Source organism: Criblamydia sequanensis CRIB-18, from assembly GCF_000750955.1.
Taxonomy (GTDB): domain Bacteria; phylum Chlamydiota; class Chlamydiia; order Chlamydiales; family Criblamydiaceae; genus Criblamydia; species Criblamydia sequanensis.
Window position 1 is genome coordinate 402563 of sequence record NZ_CCEJ010000003.1, and the last position, 24559, is coordinate 427121.

18 protein-coding genes are annotated in these 24559 nt (G+C 37.9%); 9 read left to right on the plus strand and 9 right to left on the minus strand.

What is annotated here, in order from left to right:
* Nucleotides 1-108: 108 nt before the first annotated feature.
* Nucleotides 109-666 (minus strand): hypothetical protein, encoded by a 558-nt coding sequence (locus tag CSEC_RS03525; protein ID WP_041017001.1) that lies wholly within the window; start codon nucleotides 664-666, stop codon nucleotides 109-111.
* Nucleotides 667-882: 216 nt separating this feature from the next.
* Between CSEC_RS03525 and CSEC_RS03530 the strand changes: the two genes are divergently transcribed.
* Nucleotides 883-1692: an SMI1/KNR4 family protein gene (locus CSEC_RS03530; protein WP_041017002.1), complete on the plus strand. Its 810-nt coding sequence runs from the start codon at nucleotides 883-885 to the stop codon at nucleotides 1690-1692.
* Between the two features lie 2 nt (nucleotides 1693-1694).
* On the opposite strand, the gene CSEC_RS03535 is transcribed toward CSEC_RS03530, so the two are convergent.
* Entirely contained in the window at nucleotides 1695-7082 is a 5388-nt protein-coding gene (locus tag CSEC_RS03535; protein WP_041017003.1) for a hypothetical protein, read from the minus strand.
* Between the two features lie 7 nt (nucleotides 7083-7089).
* Complete coding sequence (locus tag CSEC_RS03540; RefSeq protein ID WP_053331735.1) at nucleotides 7090-8529, minus strand: alpha/beta hydrolase family protein; 1440 nt, start codon at nucleotides 8527-8529, stop codon at nucleotides 7090-7092.
* Between the two features lie 145 nt (nucleotides 8530-8674).
* Between CSEC_RS03540 and CSEC_RS03545 the strand changes: the two genes are divergently transcribed.
* The 5 genes from CSEC_RS03545 (at nucleotide 8675) to ptsP (ending at nucleotide 13354) form a co-directional block, all read left to right on the plus strand.
* Nucleotides 8675-9646, plus strand: coding sequence for a small ribosomal subunit Rsm22 family protein (locus CSEC_RS03545; protein WP_041017004.1), 972 nt, complete (start codon nucleotides 8675-8677; stop codon nucleotides 9644-9646).
* A 111-nt stretch (nucleotides 9647-9757) separates the two neighbouring features.
* Nucleotides 9758-10264 (plus strand): hypothetical protein, encoded by a 507-nt coding sequence (locus tag CSEC_RS03550; protein WP_041017005.1) that lies wholly within the window; start codon nucleotides 9758-9760, stop codon nucleotides 10262-10264.
* 84 nt (nucleotides 10265-10348) lie between these two features.
* Nucleotides 10349-11350 carry an HPr(Ser) kinase/phosphatase gene (gene hprK / locus CSEC_RS03555; RefSeq protein ID WP_053331736.1) on the plus strand — a complete coding sequence of 334 codons (1002 nt, stop codon included), beginning with the start codon at nucleotides 10349-10351 and terminating at the stop codon, nucleotides 11348-11350.
* On the plus strand, nucleotides 11316-11591 hold the full coding sequence (locus CSEC_RS03560) for an HPr family phosphocarrier protein (protein WP_053331737.1): 276 nt from the start codon (nucleotides 11316-11318) through the stop codon (nucleotides 11589-11591). The genes hprK and CSEC_RS03560 overlap by 35 nt, the downstream gene beginning before the upstream one ends.
* A complete protein-coding gene (gene ptsP / locus CSEC_RS03565) occupies nucleotides 11588-13354 on the plus strand; it encodes a phosphoenolpyruvate--protein phosphotransferase (RefSeq protein ID WP_041017006.1) in 1767 nt (588 codons plus the stop codon). The genes CSEC_RS03560 and ptsP overlap by 4 nt, the downstream gene beginning before the upstream one ends.
* A gap of 757 nt (nucleotides 13355-14111) precedes the next feature.
* Here ptsP and CSEC_RS03575 read toward each other — a convergent pair.
* From CSEC_RS03575 to galE, 3 genes are all read right to left on the minus strand, one after another.
* Complete coding sequence (locus tag CSEC_RS03575) at nucleotides 14112-14426, minus strand: YbaB/EbfC family nucleoid-associated protein (protein ID WP_041017008.1); 315 nt, start codon at nucleotides 14424-14426, stop codon at nucleotides 14112-14114.
* Nucleotides 14427-14460: 34 nt separating this feature from the next.
* Nucleotides 14461-15984 (minus strand): DNA polymerase III subunit gamma/tau, encoded by a 1524-nt coding sequence (dnaX, locus tag CSEC_RS03580; protein ID WP_041017009.1) that lies wholly within the window; start codon nucleotides 15982-15984, stop codon nucleotides 14461-14463.
* A gap of 67 nt (nucleotides 15985-16051) precedes the next feature.
* A complete protein-coding gene (gene galE / locus CSEC_RS03585) occupies nucleotides 16052-17035 on the minus strand; it encodes a UDP-glucose 4-epimerase GalE (RefSeq protein WP_041017010.1) in 984 nt (327 codons plus the stop codon).
* A gap of 286 nt (nucleotides 17036-17321) precedes the next feature.
* On the opposite strand from galE, the gene CSEC_RS03590 reads away from it, so the two are divergent.
* The 3 genes from CSEC_RS03590 to CSEC_RS03600 are packed head-to-tail and all read left to right on the plus strand — an operon-like array spanning nucleotide 17322 to nucleotide 21506.
* Entirely contained in the window at nucleotides 17322-19493 is a 2172-nt protein-coding gene (locus CSEC_RS03590) for an HD family phosphohydrolase (RefSeq protein ID WP_041017011.1), read from the plus strand.
* Nucleotides 19486-20271 carry an SDR family NAD(P)-dependent oxidoreductase gene (locus tag CSEC_RS03595; protein WP_053331738.1) on the plus strand — a complete coding sequence of 262 codons (786 nt, stop codon included), beginning with the start codon at nucleotides 19486-19488 and terminating at the stop codon, nucleotides 20269-20271. Before CSEC_RS03590 ends, CSEC_RS03595 begins: the two co-directional genes overlap by 8 nt.
* A gap of 26 nt (nucleotides 20272-20297) precedes the next feature.
* Complete coding sequence (locus CSEC_RS03600; protein ID WP_041017012.1) at nucleotides 20298-21506, plus strand: DEAD/DEAH box helicase; 1209 nt, start codon at nucleotides 20298-20300, stop codon at nucleotides 21504-21506.
* Here the strand turns inward: CSEC_RS03600 and CSEC_RS03605 are convergent.
* From CSEC_RS03605 to CSEC_RS03615, 3 genes are all read right to left on the minus strand, one after another.
* On the minus strand, nucleotides 21483-23264 hold the full coding sequence (locus tag CSEC_RS03605; protein WP_053331739.1) for a phospho-sugar mutase: 1782 nt from the start codon (nucleotides 23262-23264) through the stop codon (nucleotides 21483-21485). The two genes, CSEC_RS03600 and CSEC_RS03605, sit on opposite strands and share 24 nt — an antisense overlap.
* Nucleotides 23261-24052: an Mrp/NBP35 family ATP-binding protein gene (locus CSEC_RS03610; RefSeq protein WP_041017013.1), complete on the minus strand. Its 792-nt coding sequence runs from the start codon at nucleotides 24050-24052 to the stop codon at nucleotides 23261-23263. The genes CSEC_RS03605 and CSEC_RS03610 overlap by 4 nt, the downstream gene beginning before the upstream one ends.
* Nucleotides 24053-24117: 65 nt before the next feature.
* A complete protein-coding gene (locus tag CSEC_RS03615) occupies nucleotides 24118-24537 on the minus strand; it encodes a YkgJ family cysteine cluster protein (RefSeq protein WP_053331740.1) in 420 nt (139 codons plus the stop codon).
* Nucleotides 24538-24559 lie beyond the last annotated feature (22 nt).

Here is a 24559-nt window from a genome sequence, read left to right on the forward strand (position 1 = left end):
CGTAAGGCTCCCCAAAGCCCATAAAGGATCGCCAAGCTATAAAAAAAGGCTGGGTGCGATCTTAGAAAGTGAGCTATTTCTTTAAAGAAGGGCACTTAGAAATACAATTTAAATATCCAGCTCAAAATGACGTCTTCCGAAAGGTAAACTTGCGGAAGAATTTCTTGCAGAAAGAGCCTCAGTTACAGGCATCGATTTTGATTCCGACAGTTTTTTTGAGGAGAATTCTTTTAAATTCTGATTCTCTTGTTGAAAGATGCTTTCAACATGAACTTTTTTAGAAACCCGAATTGCATCGATTAAACTGCCTAGGGCATGATTAAAATCTTCTTTTAAAAGGGAAAGACCCTCCTCGTTAGAGGAGCTAGTGATAAGCCACTCATATCGGACAATAGTGTCATCTGAGAGGATTAATTTCTTTTGTTGTTTATCAAGGTACTCTACAGTTCCAAGTAAAATTAGGGAAACATCCTGTTTAAGATGGGCGTTATCGTGAGTCTCAATCTCTTTAAATGGAGCATCGTTTTTTAATCGGTAAGCTTTAATCGTCCCCTCAATCTTTGATTTTTCCAGAACAACGACATGAGTAAAAATCTCATTGTTCCGCTTTTCATTATCAAAATAATTAAAATGCACCGCTTCTGTTTTTAAACTTTCCGAGGACATAAATTTTTTTTGACTCACATTGTTAAGATTTCTTAAATTTAACAAAAAAAATATTTATTTTCCATCGTCTAATAAAAATTTAATTTTTTTTCTTAAATCCTAATAATCAGTGACCTGGATAGATGATTTTTTCAAAAAAAATCTTTATCCAGGAGTTGTTTGAATCTATTATTCTTTTGTGTTAAAACCGATTAAAAAATGAATTAATTAAGAAATATGGACTCTCATTTCAAAATTTTTTTTAACGAATTATCAGAAGACCGGGATGGCGGATTTCATAAAGTAATAGCTCTCCAAGATGAGCCTGAGCTCGATTGGAAAAGTATTTCTGTCTTAGCGCCTACTATCCCTAAAGGATGGTTTGAGCTCTCAAAATTGACAAAAGCTGAAAGACTAGACCTTGTCCAGCAATATTGGGAAAAAAAAATGGAATCCTATCCCGATTTTTGCAACTTCCTCGCAAAGTTTTTTCATGAAGTAGATGATATTGGAATCTTTCTAACGCAAAAAACGGTAGACCACCCCTTTGAAGCCCAGATGGTTTACAGTTTATCCAAGACATCCTGTTTTTTTAGAGGCCTGCCCCCTCTTCTTGAAACGCAAGGGAACCAATTAAAAGATTCTTTCAAGGATATTATTTTTCCACAGGACTACCTTTCATTCTTGCAAATTCATAATGGTTTTTTCAAGACAACGGATAAAACCGGGCTCCTTAAAGCTGAAAATGTAATAAAAGAGTATCCTAAATTTCAAAGCTATTTTTCAGAAGATGAAGTCATTTTAACCTATGATAAGGAAGCCATAAATCCAAAAAAACTGATCCCTTTTTATATTTCTTTCGGCATGCCGTTTTACCAATGCTTCTATGCCGATTGGTATCCTGAACAGGAAATGGGAAATGTCTATTTTTCTCTTCAGGATAAAATTGTATCCAACCTAAAAGGGGATACTGCCGGAGAAAACCTCTCTTTCCCCACCTTTATCGACTGGGTTTTATTTTACATGGAAAGAATTGTCAAAGGATAGCCTTAAGCAAAACCTACATGGAATGCCATCGATAAACCGGGACAAATATCATTTGGCACATGTTCTTGAATCAGTCCCAAAAATACCCCAAAAGCAAAATGGCCAACCTTATAAACGAGCGCGCAATTTACATCCTCGTTTTGAGGTTGAGTGTGCGATAAGGTATAAATGAGCGCCGAGATAAGAACGCGGTTGACTCTAACTACCCTTGCGTCAACAAGAGGCAGAAGGCTCGGCTTATATTTTTGAAGCACTTTTTTGGGATATCGCTTTAGAAGCATTTCTTGCAATCCCACTCTGAAACATAGCTCATCGAAGATCGCAATCCTTGCCTTTCCGCCGAAGGGGATTATATTTCTTGCATTGTTGCATAGAATGGAAAAAAGAGTCGTTGCAGAAGACACTCTAAAGCAGATAGGATTGGCATTATTTAATTGGGCAAGCATGAAGAAGGGGTTAAAGGAATAATTTATAATGAGGGAGCCGCAAGTTGCTAACGCATAGTTTGAAAAAATATAAATCCAAAAACGCGAGACTCGCTCTCTCAATGTGTATCTTTTTTTGAGATACTTATAGTACTTTTTATCAAGAGATTCTATTTCTTTAGCATCAAAGCCGACGACTCTTTTTCTAGACTCCTCACTGAATTTCTTAAACCAATCGTCCATCATCTTAGTGAAAAATTCATTCTTCTTTTCAATCTTCGAGAAGTGATTGAGCAGTTTTTCATAAAAAGCATATATATAGGGATTTAATTGAGACCGGATTTTTCTCTCGCTTTTTGGGAAAGAGGGATGATTTGCATAGTAGTTGTAGATTTTATCAAAAAAATCCTCAAGAATCTTAGGGCTTGGATTTTTCTTAGAGATTTCAATTTTATAGATAATCCTTACCGCTAGTTTAATGGCTTTATTTTGTTCAAAAGAGTTGCATTTCAGTCCTTCCAAATTATCTTCGATTAGCTTTAAAATCCCTTCTAATTCATGTATAAGAGTGGAATAGAAGATGGGAGGCGTCAGCTTTAAAGTTTTTTCAATAAAAGTATAAATTAATTGAGGGTAATTTGAGTTGGAAAAAAAAGGCTTCATCTTCATATCATTTAGAAAAGGAAGTAGTTTGGCTGAAAATAGGCCTCTAAACTGATGATAGATGACATTTTCTAAAAAAGGCAGACAGCTATCTACAAAAAGCTGCGCTTCATTTTTAGGTATCGGTTTCTTTAAGACTCTTTCAAAAAGAGGAAAGGCTTTTTCTACTAATTTTTCATGCCTTTGGCTCCCAAGAAGCTTAATTAAAGGGAGGATGACTTTTGTACGAGAGCATTTATTGTTTACGAATTTTAAAAGAACATTAAATAGAATCGTGTGATTTTTGAAACCTTCTATAGTAAAGGGATGAGCGTATTTGGGGTCGCTTCCTTCTTCGATAAACCTTGCAAAGCTTGCAATATGAAACTCACTCACATTATTCCAGCGTATAGGGGTCCGCTTCTTTGAAGGCTTTTCAAGAAAAGGATCAAACTTTAGCAGGATGCTTAAGACTAAAGGGCAGATGATTTCTTCAACCAGATCAAGAAGGTAATCCTGATCAAGACAAGAAATCACTTTATTCGAGATTTTCTCTAGGCAGTCTTCTTTTGGACTTGACGCCAAAATCCTATAACCTAAAAGAATGAGGGTATCGATTTCTTTTTTGTGAGTTTCTTCCTCGCAATCGATGAAGGGTTGTAGAAATAACTCGATGGTTTCAAGATGAGATGAGAGTTCCTCTTTAGTTATCACTTCGTTTATGCGGCAAAGAAGAACTTTAAAAAATTTAAAATTGCTTTCCAAGAGAAATTCACCAAACACTTCTTGAAAACGGCTAGCATTCTCAAAAAACCAGATTATTCTTTTATCAAGAATTTTTGCGTTTTCAAGACAGCTTAACCAGCATTTTTTTCTTGCTTCTTGGCTACCCATCCATTCATTGCTCTCAAGAGCCATTAAATGATCAAAGGCTAACAAATTAAGGTCGGTATCTTTAAAGGCGCTCATTTTTTCAATTAATTGAGCCATCAAATCAATTGGAAGTGTGTCTCTATCGCTAACAAGTTTAAGAAGCGATTGCACTTCTTCTAGAGTGGGGTCTTTTTCGAGTACTTTTGATCCTAAATGAAATAACACCGGATCCACACATAAAGGAGCATGCTTTAAAAGCTCATCTAGTGTCGCGACAAGCCATGACAGTCGATTTATTTTCGACTGAAAGGACATAAGCTCGACTAAATCGATAATTTCGTTAATAGGTTTTACCGAAGCATAAGCTTGAAAAAATTTAGAAGTTGAAGCGTTAATTCCTTTTTTAAGAGAAGGTCTTTTAGATAAATCATGAGTCTTAAAAAATTTAATGAGAAGAGGGAAGAAGGCTTTAATAAAAGAGATGGGGGTTTCTTTGGTTTCAATATAATCAAGACTTCTTTGAAGAATTTTTAAAAGCGTATCCTTAAAGTTATCAGACGTTTTAAGGGGCCTCTCGGTTTCCTTCTCTTGCGAGGGAAGAAGAGCCTCTTGCATAGCAAGGTCTAAGAAAGTAAGCCGCTTTTTTAATAGGTCTTCTACATCTTGGAAAAAGGATTTAAACTTAAGATTAAATAAAAAATCTTGAGCAAATTTTAGACCCTTCGAGTCTAAAAGCAGGTCAAAAAGGCTTATTAATAGCGTTTTAGATTCCTCTAATAAGGGAACTTGAGTGGCTAAAAATAGCGCGATTAAGGCACTTGCCCCTTCAAAATCTTTTGATTCAATAATCAAGGGACATTTCTTTCCTAAAAGCTCGTGCAATTTATTGGCAGCTTTTGGGATCAAATTTTTTTCGAAAGGTTCTTCAATCGTTTCCTTTAATAGAGAAATATCGCCATTTAATTCTAATGAAAGATTAAGCAGAGCTTCTTGATAGCTTGCGAGAGTTTCAGAATCGGTAAAAATCTTTAAAGGTTTTAGCTTTTTATAGATAGCGGGTAATTTTTCTTTTAATGACGAGTTTTGCATCGCCTTATTAAGACGATCTATCCAAAAGGACGCAAGATCACATAAAGCTTCTTTCTTAAAATTTTCGGCAATTAAAATTTCTTCAAGCGCCTTTAAGGATTCTTCTTCTTTCAGCTCATTAAAAAGCCAAATTATTAGCTCTAGCTCTTCTTTTGAAGCTTTAAATAATTTTGTTCCTTCGGGAAAAATTTTGAAAATGCCTTGGAGAAGCTTAGGTAAATCTGTGAGACGAAAAATTTCGCTTCTTGTTTGACAAGATTTACAAATAAGAGCCCAAGAGGAAAGTAGTTGAGTGTTTTTTGAAATGTATCTCATGCCGAGCAAGGTATCCATAGCCAGATCAGGCCTTAAAGGAGCTATGGTTTTAATAAAAGAGTGCTTAACACTTCCGTTTGCCGTTTGAGATTGAAAGAGAGCAAAACCTCTCTGTGTATAAAAATCATCTTTAGAGGAAACAAGGGCAAAAGAAAAATTGATAGCCGGATCTAAAAAAGTCTCCTTATTATGTTTAAAGTACTCCTCTAAAATAATGTGATGGGTTTTAGTAAGTTTTAAAAGTTCGATGGCATTTTTTAGTCTTATATTATTTAGAATAACAGGCCAATCCTCCAATAGAAGGTCAAAAGCTTTTTCATTATTAGATTGAATTAAAGCTATAAGTTTTAGCTCTAACGCAAGTAGAGAGCTTTTTATCTTAATGCCATCTGCAATTTTGAGTAATTCAATCTCATCTAAAACCAGCTTTGTTTTTTTAAGATTAGCTTTCGGGATTAGAAAAGATTCTAGCAGTTTATTTAATTTGGGGTGGGAGGAGGCCTTAAGGGCACGAAAAGCTTCCATGGGATTTAAAGCCATTTGGAAAAAACAGTCTTTTCCCAAGTTGATTTTAAGAATGGCAGGTTCTCTAAATTGAGGAATTTCGACACTAAAATTCGGTTTTTTGTTTTCCCCGAAGTAAGCTAAAAAAGCTTTGGCTTGAATCAAGGCCATTATTTCTTGGAAATCCACTTGTGATTGGACAAGGGAATCAATTAACTTGACAAAAGGAGTTTCGTCCTCTTCGAAAAGAACTCGCATTTGATCCCAAAGGGAAGCCTGTACTTCTTTTGATTTTAAAGTATAACATCCATAAAGGGCGAGGGTAAATGCTTCTAAAGAAGACCCTTCAAGGTGATTATTTAAGCTCTTTTTTAACAAAAAAGAAGGCGCTTCCAGCATACCACGATAACTTACGCTTCTTTCTATAAAAATATCGAGCAAACCCTCCATCAAATCTTCATCTAAAACAATTCCTCCTCTTAATTGTAAAATAAGCGCTGTAGGCAACCCTGCTTCATTAATACGATTCCTTGGAGCTTTAGCGCGTGATGGAGATTCTGTCCTATATTTTTTTTTATCGGCTCGAATGACCTTGATTATACGATCGAAAACAACTTGCGGAAGGTACTCATAATCACTTTCAGGGTATATGGAGATGGTCTTTTTACCGCATTCAATATCGGATTTCAAAACGTGAATATTATTTATGCCATATTCAATAATCGCCTCAACAAGCGGTTCAAGGTTAAGCCTTAGTGCATCCCTTATAAATAAACTTTGGTTTTGCAACTCTTGAACTAGTAAAAGCTCAAGACCTTGAATGGTTAAGGTGGCGTAACGATTGTCATTGTATTCTTTGTTTCTCTTGTCGTAACAACCCACTTTTTTATCTTTAACCGTTGAAATGTAGGCTGAGGGAGTGAAAAAATCACCTTCTCTAAAAGTTAAGAGAGTAAATTTTTCTGAGAAAAATTGATCCACTTCACTTATGCATTCTTCTAGGCCTTCTTCGGTTGAAAGAGTTGGAAGATGTATTCGAATGTCACTGTCATTCGGTGGGGATAAATTTTGAATGAGATGCATAAGTTCGAAATTGTCGATCTTAAGGGCAAAAAACAATTCAGGAAGGTAATGCTTTTTTAAAAGCTCAAATAATTTACTTCCAACTAATTCTAGATTAACTATGTTCTTACGGCTTTTAAGATAACAATAAAGTTCAAAAAGATTGTAGGATACACGGAACCCATTGCCTTTTAAAATAGCGTATCTAGGTTCAAAAAGAAAATCGATAGCGTCATTTAAAGTGGCTTTATTGATTTTCGGCAGGTCAAAATCAGGGTCTTTTATAAGGAAAAGTTGATCATCGATTTTTTTTTTACTTTTAAGATCAGAAATAAAACGTTCTTCTAAGGAATTTTCTTCCGCACTAGGTAAAGTTGCTGTCTCGCTTAATTTATCTATGTTTGAAGGTTCAAAATTCTTCTCTAGCAATTCTTGATGGTTTTTTAAAATTAATCGAGAACTTAAAGGATCGCAATTCATAAATTTTTTATTTTGAGGTTTCGGAAGAGGCTTTAAATCTTTCGCAAATCCAATCGGAAATGGTTTTTAAAACAAGAGGCGATAGGGTTTCTTCAATTTGCGAGTACTCTTCAATGGATCCTGTTAGAGCTGTTTGAAACAAGTGATTCACTTTTGGAAATTCAATGACTTGATAGTCCTTATTGCAAGCTTTTTTTAGCGCTTTTGCAATTAAGGGCAAATTTTGCTTGGAAGAAACCTGAAGGTCCAATTCGCCATTTAAAGCAAGGAAAGGGATTTTAATTTGTTTTAAAGCAGTTTTAGGATCATAGGTTAAAAAGTAGCGAAACCAGTTTGAGTTAATGCGGTCAATTTGTGTTTCGTAAATAACTCTTAATGCATTTCTTTTTTCATTTGGAAACTCATTTAAGTATCGCTCCAAAACCTTCCTTAATTCTATTTCTGCAATTCTTGGATCATCTTCTTCTTTAATGATAGAGAAGAGTTTTTCTTGAAGATTCCTTTGCATTTCTCTTTCAGATAAGCCAACACCTTTGGCTTGCAAGATAGCTTGGGTTTGCTCGTAAAGCAATTCTTCACCGGTAATCGCAGGGCCTGCCATAAGAATAATAAAAGCTACATCTTTAGATTTTGAAGCCACCATGGGAGCGATTAAACCTCCTTCGCTATGGCCGATCAGTCCAATTTGTTTTGAGTTTACCTCACTTCTATTTTTTAAATACTCGACCCCTGCTTGAACATCATCTGCAAAATCTAAACCTGTTGCAGATTCGTAGTGGCCGGTTGAAGAAGCCACCCCTCTTTTGTCCACCCTTAAAACAACGATTCCATTTCGAGTTAAATAGTCGGCAAGCAAAAAAAAAGGCTTATGTCCAAAAACAGTTTCATCACGGTCATTCGGTCCGGATCCGGCAATTAAAAGAACGGCAGGGCATTTTTTATCCGTTAAAGGACAAGTCAAAGTTCCGGCTAAAGTGACTTTTGCAAAGGTGTTTTCGTATTGGATATTTTCTACTCTATAGGGATAGGGAGCTTTTGGCTCTTGGGGCCTAAAAAGTTTTGATCTCTTTTTTAAAGTGAGGGTGTGGTTATTTTCATTTTGATAAAAAGTCCCTGTAATTTCATTTTTTAACTCATTAAAACACCCGTCAAAATGAAGTCCTAAAGACTCATTTTCAAAACGCAAGCTATTTTTGGTTAAAACAAGATCAAGAGGCAGGTCTTTAATCCCATGCTCCTTTAAGCTGCATCTGGAGATTAAACGATTTTTTTCATCAAGGGTTACTACTAAATCCAGGTTTGAAGTTTTTGTTCCTTGAGTTTCTAAAGAAGAAATCCATGTTCCTAAAATAAAATTTTTATTTTCTGCAGTTTGATCTTCAGAAAAAGAAGCTGCTAACAGAAAAGATTGGAAAATTGCGAAATATAAAAAAACTTTTCTGAACATATTAATTCGGATCACACTAAATGGCAGGAAGGAACATATTATCTCGATAAATTCCATTTTTTCAAGAAGAAGATTAATAAAAAAAGGAAACGCTTGTTTAAAAAAAAGTTTTTTTCTGATAACTTTTTTTATTTTTTGATATTTTATGGATAAGAAGCTTCAACTCCCTGACTATCTTGTTAACAGCATAGAAAGTTTTTGTGAAAAAATTCCCTTAAAAAATTTGAAAGAAGCAAGTGTTCGGCTCTCGAATAATTATTTAGCAGGGTTTGTTAATAAAAGGTTGCAAGCCCCGCTTGATCACATAGCTTATCTTGCTACTCGCTTCCCGGCTACTTTTGCAGCTTGCTCAAGCGTCTTTCATCAAATCAAATTAAAGACGGATAAGTCTTTTGAAACTCTTTTAGATTTAGGCTCAGGCCCAGGGACTGTAGTTTTTGCAGCCCTTGAGTATTTCCCTTCCTTAAAGAAAATTTATATTGTAGAACAGGATGCTTTTTTTATTGAATTTTGTAAAAAAACACTAAGAGATCATTTTCCTCATGTTTCCCTTGAAGTGCTTGCTAACGATATCAAAAAAACGGAGTTAAAAGAAGTCGATCTTATCACCTCTTCTTATGCCCTGAATGAACTTGGTGAAATAGAATTTAATGAAATTGCCGAAAGGGTATTCTCGATTCAAAAAGATCTGGCAGTTTTTATAGAACCCGGTACCCCGAGAGGGTATAGCCTTATTTTAAAGTTAAGGGAGATGGCTTTTTCAAAAAATAAATTTCCTTTAGCTCCGTGTCCGCATAGTTTGGAATGCCCTTTAGCCAAAACTCAAAAATGGTGTCATTTTTCCGAGCGGCTTCCAAGATCTTCGATCCATCGGTTTTTAAAAGAAGCCCGTCTAAATTTTGAGGATGAAAAGTTTTCCTATTTTGCAGCGTCAAATATTGAGGCCGCTCCTCTTCTTGATAGAATCATAGGCCATCCAAGAAAACACTCCGGCCATATTTCCTTTGATCTTTGCACAAAAGAGGGGAGAGCTACTCAAGAAATTATTTCAAAAAGAGACGGCACTTTTTACAAGGAAGCTAAAGAGTTGAAATGGGGTGATTGTCTAGAAAGTTAGCTTTCATTTTTAAGAATCTGATAAGGAATTATTATTATCCATATATTTTGTTAATTAGATATTTATAACCATCTATTAATTTTATCTCAGTAAAATTTAATGAGGTTATTTATGCAGGTTAATAATAATTTCGCATGGAAAATTGTAGAGAAAGCCCAAGAAGAAATTCCTTATTCTTCATATTATTGCACAGAAAAAGGAACAGTAATTCCGATTTATCAGGGTAGTTTAGAACAAAATGAAAGTGGATTTACTTATATCAAAGTCCATGATGATTTTATTAAAAAACTTTCTTCTTTAGCTAAGAAAATATTGGATCCTAAATTTGAGCCCGCTCCTTACCTTTCAAATGGGCATGATGATAAAGTGGGAGCTCATATTACTTTAAGTAAATCAAGTTTAAACGCAAAACTTAAACCAGGCGATAAGGGTAAAACAGTCCATTTTCGTCTAAAACCAGTTATAGAAGATTTTTATCAGTATGGCGGTCATCTTTTAAACGGACGCATCCTAACATTGGTTGTAGAAGTTTTGGATGTCGATCATTGCAAAAGTTTAATTCAAGAAAGGGGATTTTCAACAAATAATTCTCATATTACTTTTGCCATGAAGTCATAAACCGCTTTGGAAATTTTTTTTCTGCTTGAGATCTAAACTGATTTTTATTAGCGTTATCTCTTCTCACATGTAGAAGGGAAATGCATGTACCTTGTCGAAGACCTATATCATTGCCATAAAGAAAGACTCAATTTAGAGCTTATAGCAGGAAAGAAAGGCATTAAAAGGCCAATTCAAGTTCCTGAAGTTCAAAGACCTGGATTAAGTTTAAGCGGATACATTAAAAGCCACGCCGGAAAGCGAATCCTCGTTTTTGGAAAAGTTGAGATCGAGTATCTAAGAACCCTTGATCATGAGACAACCCTTGAGCGTCTTCAAAATATTTTAACCACTCCGGTTCCGGCCATTATTGTTTCAAGAAGATTTCGTCCCCCCAAAGAACTGGTGTATTTATGTGAAAAACAAAATATCCCTCTTTTTCGAACGAACATGAGCACCATGAATCTTTTAAGCAAGATCATGATTACATTAACTGAGGAATTTGCACCCTCTACAACTTGCCACGGCACTCTTGTAGAGGTTTTTGGCGTGGGTATTTTAATACAAGGCGACTCCTCAGTCGGCAAAAGCGAGTCGGCTCTTGGATTGATTGAAAGGGGCCATCGTCTTATCTCTGATGACATCGTAAAAATTCGAAAAAGGGAAGGGTCCTATCTTGAAGGTTTTGGCGCCGATCTTACAAGACACCATATGGAGATAAGAGGTATTGGCATTATCAACGTGGCGCACCTTTATGGAGCTGTTTGTGTTCGCGATCACAAAAGCATTGATCTTGTAGTGAGACTAGAGAAATGGGATGAAGATCATTTTTATGACCGCATAGGTTTAGATGAAAAAACAACAGAGTTTCTTGGAGTTGAAGTGCCCTTCCATCTTCTTCCTGTCAAACCGGGTAGGGATGTTGTGTTGCTTTTAGAAACTATTGCGCTCAATCATCGTTTGAAGCAAATGGGTTATAATTCTGCAAAAGAATTTAACATGAAGCTACTTGAGAAAATTGCTTCCAAGCAACGAAAGCGAGCGTTTAAAGATAAAGAGGAAGTGAAAGTAAGTGAAAATCATTCAAAAAGTAAAAATAAAAAATAAAATGGGTCTTCATACAAGACCTGCTACCATGATCGTTAAAATTTTACAAAACTGTAAGAGCCTTGTGCAATTTACCTATCGGAATGAAACCGTTAACGCAAAAAGCATTTTAAGCATACTAATGCTTGCAGCAAAAAAAAATTCCAGCATAACTATAGTTTGTGATGGGGACGATGCGCAAATCACAATGGATACTTTAACAGCGGCATTTGAGAATCAGTTTGGAGAAGCGGCAACATGAAGGTTTTAGAAGAGTTATTTTTTCAAGGCGTCGCCCTTTCCCCCGGGATAGCTCAAGGAAAGCCTCTTGTCTTCAATTTAATGGATGATGATGTTCTTGAATTTACCATTTCAGAAGATGACATCGAACATGAGATTGAACGCTACCTTAATGCTTTAAAAAAATGCCGTGAAGAAATTAGAGCTCTTCAAAAAAAACTTAAAGAGGATGATATCGATGAAGGGGCTGAAATTCTAGAAGCTCAACTTCATATCACCCAAGACCCCTTGCTTACCCAAACAGTGGAAGAGGGGATTAGGGAGGATCGAAAAAACGCTGAATTTGTATTTAAGTCTCTAATTAAAAAATATCAGAATAAATTCCAATCCCTGCAAGAGCCTTTTTTTCGTGAACGCTTTAAGGACTTGCAAGACATTTCAAGAAGAATTATTGCCAATTTAAAAGAAAGCGTCCGCTTTAGCTTGGCAGATATTCCACCCGGGACAGTCGTTTTCGCCCACGAACTTTTAGTGACCGATGTCGCTGAAGTAAAGGCTGGAAATATTGCAGGGTTTGTGACATTTAAAGGCGGGGCTGCATCTCACGCAGCTATTGTTGCAAGAGCAAAAGGCATCCCTTATGTTACAGGAATCGAGCTAAAAAAAATTGATCTAAACTCTCTTGAAAATGTAATTGTCGATGGCAAAACAGGAGAGGTGATCATCAATCCAAGTCCGATGACGGCCGCAAAATATCGATCGATAAGAGAGGAACATGCCCTTCATTTTTCAAGGCTTAAAGAAAAACACTCGCTTGCAGCTGAAACTTATGATGGCTATGAGATAAGGCTATCTGCAAATCTTGAAATGGTGAGCGATTTAGACTCTCTTCAAGAGCAGTGCCCTCATGGCGTTGGACTTTTTAGATCAGAATACATCTTTTTATCTCAACAAGAGTTTCCACCGGAAGATTCACAATTTGAGATCTATAAGCGTATTGTTGAGAAGATGCAGAATTTGCCTATTGTGATTAGAACCTTTGATGTAGGGGGAGATAAAATTGTTCACTCTCAGCCCCTTTTACAGAAAGGAAACCCTTTTCTTGGGTGCCGGGCTCTCAGGTTTTTGCTGCGGGAAAGAGAAATTTTTAAAGCTCAGTTAAAAGCCATTTTAAGAGCGGCGGCTTTTGGCGATGTCAGTATCTTGTTTCCTATGGTCTCTTCTTTAAATGAGATTAAGGAAGCGAAAATGCTGTTAAAAGAAGCGAGCGGGGAATTGGCCGCCAAGGGCGTTGCTCACAAAGAAAAAATTCGTATCGGCTGCATGATTGAAGTGCCTTCAGCTGCCATTATCGCAGACCTTATTGCCGAAGAATGCGATTTTTTATCCATTGGGACAAATGATCTAGTGCAATATGCCCTTGCGGTGGATCGATCAAGCAATGCCATGCAATCTTTTTATACTCCGACACATCCCGGCGTCATTAGATTGATCAAGCTTGTTGTGGCGGAAGCCAATCAAAGAGGTATTCCCGTGTCTCTTTGCGGTGAAATTGCTGCCGATCCGAGGTTCACCCCTCTTTTATTAGGTCTTGGGGTTCATGAACTTTCTCTTGCCAGCCGATATATTCCGATCATTAAAAATGCGATACGAAATACAAGCATTGTGGCAGCAAGCCATCTAGCGGAAAAAGTTCTTGCTTTATCGACTGCCGAAGAAGTTATGGAGGTTTTAACTGAAGAGTATCGAGCAAGTGTCCCTGAAGACTCCGCTTTCTATACTTAAGATTAAGAATAGGCTTCTTTCAAAATTCCCTTTAAGCCGTTGATTGCGTCCTAATCTCGCTTCTAGGTGGAGTAAAACAGAATTCGATTGGTATTCCTATTTCGTCAACAATCATATGAACTTTGATTCCAAAAAAATATTGTTTTTTTGAAGCCGAATAGCTGTGTAAATTCTTTCCTTTTAAAAATTTTTGCTAGAAAACTTTTATGGTTTTCATATGCCTTTATAGGAAAGCTATCGACAATAAAAAATTCACCGACAAGGCGTGTTGTACAGTAATCTAACGTGATAATGCAAGGGCTGATATCAAAGCAAAGGACATTACCTTTCGCTAGGGTCATTTTGTATTGGGGATCATCAGACAAACCGAATGATTTTACGATTTCATCACTAGATGAAAGAAAATTGCTATAACTTGTTCATTCATGATATTTTTCATTCATGATATTTTTCCTTTTGTAAAAAAGGAAGATATCGCTCGTGGCCAATCGCTGTAGATGGATGTCCTCTTTTTCATCTTTCGTCTCGGGAATGAAAGGAAACATTCCCTTCACCAAAAGCTAAAAAATTTGCCACCCATCTACAGCGATTGGCCACGGATTAGGCCGCAATCACGGGTTTAATGCGAGGAAAGCTGTTTTTGCGCAAAATTTTTTACAAAAATTGCAGGCATAAGATTGAAAAATTTTAGTAAGTCAATAATAGCTATTTTAAAAATCAAAAGCGAATTTTAAACGAAGTCACCATTCCTTACTAACTAGAAGCCCATTCCCGGAAACATATTGGCCGGCATTGCTGGCATGCCAGATGATGTTTCTTTCTTCAAAGTCTTTTTAGCTTCTTGGAAAGCGGCTTTTACAAGGTCTTCAAGACCTTCCACATCTTCCGGATCAACGCACTCTTTTTTTATTTTAATAGAGAGCACATCCCCTTCTCCATCTAAAGTCACATTAACAAGGCCTCCTGGAGAAGTGCCCGTCACAGTAAGATTTTTTAATTTATCTTGCATTTGCATTAACTGCTCTTGCATCATTTTAGCTTGCTTTTTCTTTTTAGCAAAACCTGTACCCATGGGATATCCTTATATTTTTGTTTATTAATAATCTTTAATTTTGATTATGGATGCGCTGCATTTTGCCTTTTAATTCTACCGCTGCAAATTGCAGAAGCGTGTCATAGAAATAAGGGGGATTTAAGACCACATCCTCTTTTGCTTTAATAGGTTTTGAGGGGTTCGCTTTCAAAAAATCCGGCTCTGAATAGGAAAGGGGGGGTGTCTTTGGCTCAGGCTCCATAAATAAGTCGATAACCGTCTCTTTAATTTCAATAGAGGGAAGTGGAGCTTTTTCTTTAATGACTTCAGCTATTTTCGCATCTATTTTTTTATCGGATTCTTTAGTCTCAACTTCCAAAAGTGTTTTTAAATTCTCTCTCTCGTCTTTAATTTTGTTCTCGCTTTTAGCGGATACGTCTATTTTATTCATCTCTACTTCAAGCTCAACTAGTCTTCTTACAAGGACTTCTATCGGCAAGCGTTGATGCGTTCGCATAATATGCAAAAGAATAGTTTCAATAGCAACTCTTAAGGAAGGTCTATTTTTTATCTCGTTTTGTTCTTGAACCAAGTAATCCAAGATGTCAAGGCACTGCTCTTTAGAATAAAAGGAGGCCGATAGAAGAAGCGCTTCTTTTTCTTCTTGCGGAATATCGATATGAAAAGAGTCTTTACTTGCAATTTTTACAAGCAGGATATTGCGGAAATGGTGAACTAGCATATCGATAAAGTGAAGCGCATCTTTACCGCCTGAAAAAAGCTCATGGGCAAGCTCAAAGGCGTAATCGAAAGAGCCTTCCTTGCCGGCTTTATCAAAAGCGTAAAGGCACTCCGTATTCATGATTCCAAGAACTTCAGAGACTGCCTGTTTTGTGATATCCCCTTCATGAAAGGAAATCACTTGATCTAAAAGAGACTCTGCATCCCGAAGGCCGCCTTCCGCTCTTTTTGCCACCATAGAAAGAGCCTCTGATTCAGCTTGAATTCCTAAGCTGCTAGTCATCATCTTAAGTTTGTAGACGATTTTATCAAGGGGGATTCTTTTCAAATTAAAACGCTGGCAGCGGCTAATGATCGTCGGGAGAACTTTTTGCGGCTCGGTCGTTGCAAAAAAGAATTTTACTTTTTCCGGAGGCTCTTCGAGGGTTTTCAAAAGCGCATTAAACGCTTCTTTTGTAAGCATGTGGACTTCATCGATGATATAAATCTTATAGCCGCCTCTTGATGCTGTATAGCCAACCGTTTCATTGATATCCCGGACATCGTCGATGCCGCGGTGGGAAGCGCCGTCAATTTCCAAGACGTCAAGAGAATTCCCGGAAGCGATTTCCTTGCAGGATGAGCAAGTATTGCAAGGTTCAAACTCGTCATTAAGATTCGGGCAATTGATAGCTTTTGCAAAAATCCGGGCGAGGGTCGTTTTACCCGTTCCCCGAGAACCGGAGAAAAGGTAGGCATTGGCGATCCGTTTAAATTTGATCGCGTTTTTTAGCGTGGTAACAATGGATTCTTGTCCAATGACTTCTTTGAATATTTGTGGCCGATATCGCCTGGATAAAACCTGATAGCCGCTCATTTGACCCTATTTTTTTGTCTTGGTTAGTCGATTAGTTTACTTGATTCCACTGATAAAAAACAAAAAATTAATTCACGGATAATGAATTCATGGTTTTCCAGGAATCGGAAATAATTTTTTCAAGGCTTCCATAAATGGGATTCCAACCAAGCTCTGATTTGGCTTTTTTTGAGTCCGCTGCAAGAAAGGGCGGATCGCCGGCTCGTCTTCCTGTAGGTCTAATACGAAGTTTTTCGCCCGTCACCTCTTCAGCTTTTTTCAAGACTTCTTTGACACTAAATCCGGAACCGTTTCCCAAATTATAGATAGAAGAGCTCCCTCCTTGAAGCAATTTTTCGAGGGCTAGAAGATGAGCGGTTGCGAGGTCATGAAGGTGAATATAGTCTCTTATGCAGGTTCCGTCCGGAGTATCGTAATCTGTCCCGTAAATGCATATCTCGCTTTTTTCAAGAATGGAAAGCAAAGTTTTTGGAATTAAGTTATGCCGTCCTTTTTGAGAGACGATGATTTCGCCATCAGGATCGGCTCCCGCTGCATTAAAATAGCGAAGGGCGATGTATTTTAAATCCGAGCTGTTTGAGATATCTTTTAAAATTTTTTCAACCATTAATTTAGATTCGCCGTAAGGATTAATAGGCTGTAGCGGAAAATTTTCTGAGACAAGAGGCGCGCTTGGGATGCCGTAAACTGCTGCTGTAGAGGAAAAAATAAAAGATTTTATGTTAGTTGCAAGGGCTGCTTTTAAAAGAGAAATCGTGCCGGCTACATTGTTTTCGTAATATTTGATAGGGTGGGCGACCGATTCGCCAACATCAATATAGGCTGCGAAATGTAAAATCGCCTGAACCTTGTGTTTTTCGATAATTTCTTTAATTTTAGAGGTGTCGCGGATATCTCCTTTGATAAACTCTCCTCGAACGACAGTTTTCGGATCGCCTCTTTCCAAATTGTCGAAAACAATAGTCGGATAACCCTTATCGGCAATAAATTTATTGACGTAAGATCCAATATATCCTGCTCCTCCGGTGATGAGAATGGTAGGTTTTGACATGAGAGACCCCTCTTTTTCCCGCAAGTTATAGCTTAAGTTAAGATTATAGATAAATCTTTAGGTTTATAAAAAATGGAAAAAGTTATTTTTGGCGATAATTTCCAGAAAATTGTGGATTTGAAAATAAAGGATTTATTTTGATATCTTAGTCGTGTTAAAATGAGAGTTTATGATAATCGTAAAAGATAGAATAATTCTTTCATTCGAATATTTGAATCAGTCCAAGGTGAAAGCTTGACGATTTGCTCTTTTAAACGAAATACACAAGATAAAGGCTAACATTTTTATGCATGACGAATTCGTCGATAGCGTGAATGATGTTGAACTGAAGTTTTCGCGTGAACAAGGCTTTTTTGATAAAAGCCGGGGAGTGCGGATCTTAATAGCGTCATTTTTTTTTCTCTGTTTGTTTGGATTCCTTCATTTTAGAGACGTTAAGGTGCCTCTTCTTGAACCCGGAACGAACGCACCTGATTATGTGGTCTCTCAAGTTGATTTCGATTTTCTAGACGATGAAGCGACCATTATTCTAAAACAAGAATCTGTTCGCGATATCGGAAAAATTTATCAGCTAAGCGAGCGTGAAATCCGCAAAAGAAAAGCAGATCTTGAAGATCATTTAACCCACGATCAAACATGGCGAGAAAAAGTCGGTTCCGTCAGCTTCGATGAAATTTCAAAAGGGATTGAAGCGTTTGAATCGACATTAACAGACGTTCGCTTTACAGATCCAAGAACCCTTAAAAAAATGAAGGAAGCCGGGTTTGATATTTCGAATTATCTCATCTTTTCACCGACAGACATCAATAAAAACATTAAAATCCCTTTACAAATTTGGCGCGTTTTAGCTTCTGAATCATTCCCGCTAGATAGTTTTCATGCGGCCACAGCTTCCTTAATCACCTCCTATTTTTCTGACTTAGACTGGCAATTTGAAGAAGATATCCCCTCGCAAAAGCTCTTAAGAAAAAAAATTATGGAAACAGTCGAAGATAAGTACACCCATGTCAGTGCGGGAAATCGAATCATCGACCAAGGGGATAAAGTTACACCAAGACATGTCTCCATGCTTCATGCTATGAAGATGGCCTTAACAGACGAAAGGAATTTATGGCACCCTCTAACGCTTCTTGGCTCTTTGCTATTAACTCTCATTTTAACGCTTGTCAGCATAGCTTACCTTAAAACAAATCATAAGGAAGTTTTAGCCTCTAACCGTAAGCTTTTTTTACTTGTCACCATCATTGTTCTAACCCTTGCTCTATCCAAAGGAACAGAATTTTTGATCTTAAATATGGAAAGTAAGTGGCTGCAAGTCATTCGTTTCCCGGTTTTTGTGCCTTTTGCCGCCATCATGCTTTGCAGCTTAATGAATCCCGGGATTGCCACTTTTGCAAGCGGTTTTTTAGTTGTCGTCCTAACTCTAACTCTCGCTTTTGATCAGCAAGGCTTCATGATCATGAATATTGTGGCTTCAATTGTTGCCATATTAAGCACAAGACGACTAAGACAGAGGAAAGAAATTTTTATCGTCTGCTTGAAGGCCTGGCTGTCTTGTGTCATTGTCGCTTTTGCAATCAACTTGTATCAATACGGGCTTCGGGACGTAGTCGTTTTAACAGACAGCATTAGCGCGGCTATATTCATGTTATTGACAGCTGTAATGGTGGTTGGCTTACTCCCTCTTTTTGAATCGCTTTTTAAGATCATGACTGACGTGACGCTAATGGAGTATTTTGATCCTAATAACGATCTTTTAAGACGTCTTAGCATTGAAGCTCCGGGAACCTATCAGCATTCTGTCGTTGTCGGCAATCTTGCAGAAGCTGCCGCTTTATCAATTGGGGCAAATGGTCTTTTTTGCCGTGTGGCTACCATGTATCATGACATCGGTAAGATGATTACGCCGCAATATTTTACCGAGAATCAGCTTCCCGGTATGAATATCCACCAGCTTCTAACCCCGCTTGAATCAGCGCAAGTAATTATAGCCCACGTAAGCGAAGGCGTCGCTTTAGCTAGAAAAGCAAGCCTTCCCGAGCAATTTATCGATATCATTAAACAGCATCATGGAAACACGCTTGTTTACTACTTCTATAAAAAGCAGCTTGAAAAATTAGGAGGGGACAAACAGCAAATTGATGAATCGGATTTCCGCTATTCTGGGCCAAAGCCAAGAAGCAAGGAGTCTGTCATCATCATGATAGCCGACTCGCTGGAAGCAGCTTCAAGGTCGCTTGATGCTGCAACAGAAAAAAATATCGAAGAGCTTGCCGATCGTCTCATTAAAGATAAGGCCGATGATGGTCAATTTGATGAATGTCTTCTAACCTTTGAAGAACTTGCCCTTGTCAAAGAAACTTTAATTAAAACACTTGTGGCTTACTCTCACTCAAGAATCAAGTACCCGGCTCAAGAAGTACAAGTTCAAAAACCAATGCCTGATATCAATGCTTAAGAAATATAGCTCAGTTCTTATAACAGGCGCAACTTCAGGGATCGGTGAAGAACTTGCCAAAAAATTGGCTTCGAAGTCAGATAAATTGTTATTAACTGGACGAAATAAAGAAAAGCTGCAAAGCTTGGAGAAAGATCTCTCGCAAAAAACCAAAATTGAGACCAAAATTTCTGATTTAAAAGAAGCCTCCTCCCGAAAAATCATTTTAGACTGGATTGAAATTGAAAGACCAACGCTTGTGATTAATAGCGCAGGTTTTGGATTATATGGCGATGCTCTGTCTCATCCTATCGAAGAGTCGCTTGACATTTTAAAACTTGATGGTGAAGCAACCCTTGAGATTACTCTTAAAGCTGCAAATACTCTTTTAAAGAGTGGGCATCCGGGAACTATCTTAAACATTTCATCGGCCGCAGGCTTTATGGTTTTCCCAAAGTTTAGCGTTTATGCGGCGACCAAGGCCTTTGTAACCGCATTTTCTCAATCGCTCTATTATGAATTAAAAGACAAAGGAATTTCTGTACTAACCTTCTGCCCGGGAGTTGTCGCAACCAATTTTAGAAAAAGGGCTGCAAAAGGCAAAGAAACCCGTAAAAAAATGGAAATTGAACTTGGCGCAGCAGATACTGCCGATGCCATCCTCAAGCAGATTGAAAATAAAAAACCTCTAATGATTTATGATTGGAAGTACCGGTTTTTAATTTCTCTAAGTCAATGGCTTCCAATAAGTTTGAAAGCTAAAATAATGCAAAAATCGATCGACGATTTAATAAAATAAAATTTAAAATAAGAATAATATCAAACATGACCACATTTCTAGATTTAGGGGTTCAAGAACCCATCATCGAAACACTTACTAAAAGAGGATATGAAAAACCAACGATAGTTCAGGAACATACGATCCCTCTTGTTCTAAAAGGCAATGATTTATTAGCTCTAGCTGAAACAGGTTCCGGGAAAACAGCAGCGTCCGTTATCCCTATTTGCCAGTTAATAGAGCCAAGCGACGAAGGCATCCAAGCTTTAATTATTGTCCCGACAAGAGAGCTTGCCATGCAGTATGTGACGGAAACGCAGAAAATCGCGCATGCAAAAAATATCAGAAGCTTTAGCATAGTCGGCGGCAGCGATTCATCTATTCAGCAGGCAAAATTAAAATCGGGTGTCGATATTCTTATTGCAACCCCGGGAAGACTAATTGATTTTATCTATAATCGCCTCATTGATTTATCAAGCGTCAAGATTTTAGTTCTTGATGAAGCGGATGAGATGCTTAGCATGGGTTTTTATGAAGATCTTCAGTTTATTATGGATTGTCTTGTTCAGAAACATCAAACTCTTCTTTTTTCGGCCACCATGCCAAAAGAAATAAATATCTTAGCTCAAAAGCATCTGATTAACCCAATTGAAATCCGCCTTATTTCGGATCAGCCAAGACCCTCTTCGATCGAGCATTGGTTTTCTTACTCCGCTCCTAAAGCCAAACTAGAAAAGCTCGTTCATGAAGTAAAAAAACAACCCATTAATCAAGCGATTATCTTTGCAGCTTCTAGAGAATCTGCCGAACTATTGAATAAGCAACTGTCTTCTGAATTTAAAGCTTGCGACTTTTTGCACGGGGGATTGACCCAAGAAATTCGCCAAATTGTAACAAGTAAGTTTCGACAGGGAAAAATAAAATACCTTATAGCGACAGATGTAGCTGCAAGAGGACTTGATTTTTCAGGTGTGAGCCATGTTTTTATTTATCAACTTGGAAAAGATCCTGAAGTTTACCTTCATAGAACAGGAAGAACCGGCCGTCAGAATAGAAGCGGTGTAGCTATCACTTTTATTTCAGACAAAGAAATCGGGGTCTTAAAAAAAGTGCTTGAGAAAACGGGAATTGAGCCTAAATGGATTGATGACATAAAGCCGGATTTAAAAGCAAAGCAGCGTTTTTCCCTTAAGAAAAATCCAAGAAAATACCCGTCTAAAAATAGAAAACCCTCAAACTTCAAAAAAAGCAGCTAACGTTTTTTTTAAAGTTTCCGCTTCTTCTTTAGCTTCTTTAAGGCTTGAAGGAACATCTTGGCTTACCGGTCTTTGTATCATTAGATAGGTTTTAAGCTTTGGCTCAGTTCCTGAGGGCCTAATGAAAATTTTTGAGCCGCCCTCTAAAATAATTTCCATCATGGAAGTTTTTGGTAAGGTTAAATCCTCTTTTCTGTTGTCTTTGCTTATAACACGCACTCTTTTTTCATAATCTGCAACGGAAACGACAGATCTTCCTCCTAATTCTTCCGGTGGGGCCTCTTCTAATTTTTTTAGGATAGAGGTGATTTTAGAAGAGCCTTCCTTGCCTTCTTCAAACTCCAGGGTATAAGGAACTTCTAAAAAGACGCCATATTCCCTGTAAATTTGCATCAAGCCATCTTCAAGGGTAAGCCCCTGAAGCTTAAATTTTAAAGCGGCTTCAGAGAGCAAAGCCGAAGCTAAAACGGCATCCTTGTCGCGAGAAAATGTCCCTCTAAGATAACCGTAGGATTCTTCAGCCCCAAAGATGAACTCCAACCCGCTTTTATCTTCTTCAAATTCCCTGATTTTTTCAGCAACATATTTAAAGCCGGGCAAGACATCTATACAAAGGACGTCATAGGCGCTTGCAATTTTCCGAAAAAGTTCGGTTGTCACAATGCTTTTGATAACGACCCCCTTTAGGGGCATTGTTTTCTCTTTTTTCATTTGGCTTAAAATATGCTCAAGCAAAAGACAAGCGATCGCATTACCTGAAAAAAGAATTTCCTCATCCTTTTTATTTAAAATCACAAGTCCCACTCTATCGGCGTCAGGGTCTGTAGCTAAAAACAAATCGGCTTTTTCTTGTTTTAAAAGCTCGACGCCCAAAGCGAGAGCCTCTTTATCTTCAGGATTTGGAGATTTTACCGTCGGAAAAGAACCGTCGGGGCGGCATTGATTCGGGACTAAAGAAACCTTCTCAAAACCCCACCGATGTAATAAAGGAGGGGTTAAAGTGGATCCTGTTCCATGAAGGCTTGAATAAATAATATGAAGCTGATTTCCAAATAAATGGTTCTCAGCTTTCATGCCTTGAAGAGTTGAGACCTTCATTAAGTACTCTTCATCCAATTCCTTGCCAACAAAAGTGATGAGGGGGTTATTTAAATCTTCAACCGCTTTCGCCTCCGACGGGTCATCCATTTCATTAAGAAGCTCCATGATGGCAAGGTCATTAGGCGGCAATACTTGGCCCCCGTCTTCCCAGTAGACCTTGAAGCCGTTATATTCCTTTGGATTATGGGAGGCGGTTATCATAACGCCTGCTTGGCAATGTAAATAGCGGACCCCGAACGAAACAAAAGGAGTCGGACTTAAATGCTCAAGAATAAGAGCGTGAATGCCCTCTGCAGCTAAAGTTTTAGCGGCTTCTTCTGCAAAATATCTTGAAGAGTGACGGCTGTCATAGCCTATCAAGACCTTGAGTTCTTGTTTTTCTGAAAATACTTCTTTAAGATGTATGGCAAGAGCTTTTGTCGCCATACGAATGGTGTATCTATTCATCCGATTGCTGCCGGGACCCATAAGACCCCTCATGCCGCCTGTGCCAAAAGCTAATTTCTTATAAAAAGCATTGGTGCCAGATTCCGGATTTTTTTGAATAAGAGTTATGATTTCTTCTTTAGTTTTTTCATCAATCGATGAGTTTAGCCAGTCTTTAATATTCTTTTGAGTAGCTTTATCAAAATTTTTCAAATCAGGGAGCGTTTTCATGCTAAATTATGTTGGCTGACAGTTTGTAATAGTCGTTTTGCAAGTTCGTGGAAGATTTTACTCTCTTCTCTAAGATTCCCTTTGACGGCAACAGGACAGCCTTCTTCCGCTCCTATTCCAATTAAAGGGTGAAGAGGGATAGAAGCTAAGATCTCAGTGTCAAATCGATAAGCCAAATCTTTCGCTCCGCCTTCGCCGAATAGATGGTACACAATATCGCTGCCCGGGGCTTTAAAGCCAGACATATTTTCTACAATTCCAAGGAGTGGGATAGAGAGCTCATAAAAACAGCCGATGGCTTTAGCGGCATCTAAGGTTGCTACTTCCTGAGGGGTGGTAACAATTAAGGCGCCGCTAATTTCAAGGATTTTGGAAAGAGAAATAGGGACATCGCCGGTTCCAGGCGGCAAATCCACAATAAAGATATCAAGGGGACCCCATTCTATATCATGAACTAATTTTTCAAGAGCGCCGCTCATCATGGGGCCGCGCCAGAGGACAGTTCGAGATTCTTCTATAAAAAAGCCAAGAGAGGCTGATTTAATGCCAAATTTATAAAAAGGCATAAGAGCTTCTTTCCCATTTGGCAAAACTTCTTTTCTTGGAACAAGCCTTCTTAACCCAAGCATGATTGGAAGCGAGGGTCCATAAAGATCGGCATCCAGCAAACCGACTTCAAGACCTATTGAGGCTAGAGCGACGGCTAAATTTACAGCCACAGTTGATTTACCGACCCCGCCTTTTCCTGAGCCCACTAGAATCGTTAAAGGAGCGAGTTTCTTTTTCAAAGTTTCAATCCCACGCTAATTTTTTGCCAGTTTGAAAAAAAGACAAGAGAATTGCAAGTGTAGATTTATAAATTCTTCTGAATCTCTTCAAAAGAAATTAAAGGAGCCTCTTCATTGATGCCTTCGCAAAAGTTTTTAGCCTCCTCCCAATTTTCTTTGGAAGCTAAAATATGATTCCAAAAAGGGTAGGTTGTGCATTGTCTTGGCTTAATGGAATAGATAGAACATTGGTTATCAACAAGCAAAATGCAGTCATAGTTTTCTTTTTCCTTTAAGGAAAGCCTTCCATCTATTCGATGGGTGTATTTCTCTAGGAATTCGTTTTCACTCAGATGGAGATACTTAGAGATTCTCTCGACATCTTGTTTGCTTAGCCAAACAGCCCCAGGCGATCCCCCGCAGCACTTTCCACACCCTGTACATTTAAAACGCAGTCCCTTGTGATACCAAGGATTGTCATCCATGACTTTTAATGAATTACTCATCGTTTTCCTTTAACATCTGCCT

Excerpts from the sequence above, each read along its gene's own strand:
- CSEC_RS03575 (WP_041017008.1), bottom strand. The coding sequence starts at position 14,426 with ATGGGTACAGGTTTTGCTAAAAAGAAAAAGCAAGCTAAAATGATGCAA.
- hprK (WP_053331736.1), top strand. The coding sequence starts at position 10,349 with ATGTACCTTGTCGAAGACCTATATCATTGCCATAAAGAAAGACTCAAT.
- CSEC_RS03550 (WP_041017005.1), top strand. The coding sequence starts at position 9,758 with ATGCAGGTTAATAATAATTTCGCATGGAAAATTGTAGAGAAAGCCCAA.
- galE (WP_041017010.1), bottom strand. The coding sequence starts at position 17,035 with ATGTCAAAACCTACCATTCTCATCACCGGAGGAGCAGGATATATTGGA.
- CSEC_RS03595 (WP_053331738.1), top strand. The coding sequence starts at position 19,486 with ATGCTTAAGAAATATAGCTCAGTTCTTATAACAGGCGCAACTTCAGGG.
- CSEC_RS03540 (WP_053331735.1), bottom strand. The coding sequence starts at position 8,529 with ATGTTCAGAAAAGTTTTTTTATATTTCGCAATTTTCCAATCTTTTCTG.
- CSEC_RS03525 (WP_041017001.1), bottom strand. The coding sequence starts at position 666 with ATGTCCTCGGAAAGTTTAAAAACAGAAGCGGTGCATTTTAATTATTTT.
- CSEC_RS03615 (WP_053331740.1), bottom strand. The coding sequence starts at position 24,537 with ATGAGTAATTCATTAAAAGTCATGGATGACAATCCTTGGTATCACAAG.
- dnaX (WP_041017009.1), bottom strand. The coding sequence starts at position 15,984 with ATGAGCGGCTATCAGGTTTTATCCAGGCGATATCGGCCACAAATATTC.
- CSEC_RS03605 (WP_053331739.1), bottom strand. The coding sequence starts at position 23,264 with ATGAAAACGCTCCCTGATTTGAAAAATTTTGATAAAGCTACTCAAAAG.
- CSEC_RS03535 (WP_041017003.1), bottom strand. The coding sequence starts at position 7,082 with ATGAATTGCGATCCTTTAAGTTCTCGATTAATTTTAAAAAACCATCAA.
- CSEC_RS03600 (WP_041017012.1), top strand. The coding sequence starts at position 20,298 with ATGACCACATTTCTAGATTTAGGGGTTCAAGAACCCATCATCGAAACA.
- CSEC_RS03530 (WP_041017002.1), top strand. The coding sequence starts at position 883 with ATGGACTCTCATTTCAAAATTTTTTTTAACGAATTATCAGAAGACCGG.
- CSEC_RS03590 (WP_041017011.1), top strand. The coding sequence starts at position 17,322 with ATGCATGACGAATTCGTCGATAGCGTGAATGATGTTGAACTGAAGTTT.
- CSEC_RS03545 (WP_041017004.1), top strand. The coding sequence starts at position 8,675 with ATGGATAAGAAGCTTCAACTCCCTGACTATCTTGTTAACAGCATAGAA.
- ptsP (WP_041017006.1), top strand. The coding sequence starts at position 11,588 with ATGAAGGTTTTAGAAGAGTTATTTTTTCAAGGCGTCGCCCTTTCCCCC.